The 413-nt window shown below is 65.6% G+C and carries 1 protein-coding gene; it reads right to left on the bottom strand.

Features of this window, described 5'->3' with window-relative positions; genetic code table 11:
* Nucleotides 1-133 precede the first annotated feature (133 nt).
* On the bottom strand, nt 134-413 hold a 280-nt coding region (locus IR141_RS13710; RefSeq protein WP_209304459.1), incomplete at its 5' end, for a hypothetical protein.

The raw sequence follows: 413 nt of genomic DNA, 5'->3' as shown, positions 1-413 counted from the left end.
AAGATGAAGTCCCAGACCGGGTGGCGCTGGCCGCGACTGCGACGGGACAGGTGGTCGCGGGTCAGGATATCGACGCGGGCGATATGCCTTGCTTTGGCTTCACGCCAATCGAAAGACGAATCGGGTGTAGGTGTCACTGCTGTCGTCCCTGCGTGGTGCCCGGTCGGGTCCGGGGCTGGTTCACGGTCGAGTGCTGCTTTGGTGCACCGCTGCGACGTGGGGAGACCTCGTGGGTCCAGTCGCGTACGACACCGACCTGCTCCTCGATGAGGTCCTCCAGAGCCACGATGCCGATCTGCTCCGCGCCGGAGAAAGCACCGGTCTTCGGCGCGATACTTGCCGGGGCGTTTGCGCGCAGGTGCGGCTTTGGCATGCGAGCGCGTACAGCCACTGCCATGTGGGCGCTGTAGCGG

Origin of the sequence: Neisseria sp. 19428wB4_WF04 (assembly GCF_015235335.1) — a bacterium.
Taxonomy (GTDB): Bacteria; Pseudomonadota; Gammaproteobacteria; order Burkholderiales; family Neisseriaceae; genus Neisseria; species Neisseria musculi.
The sequence above is the reverse complement of the archived record's forward strand: the minus strand, read 5'-3'. Positions and strand labels throughout refer to the sequence as shown.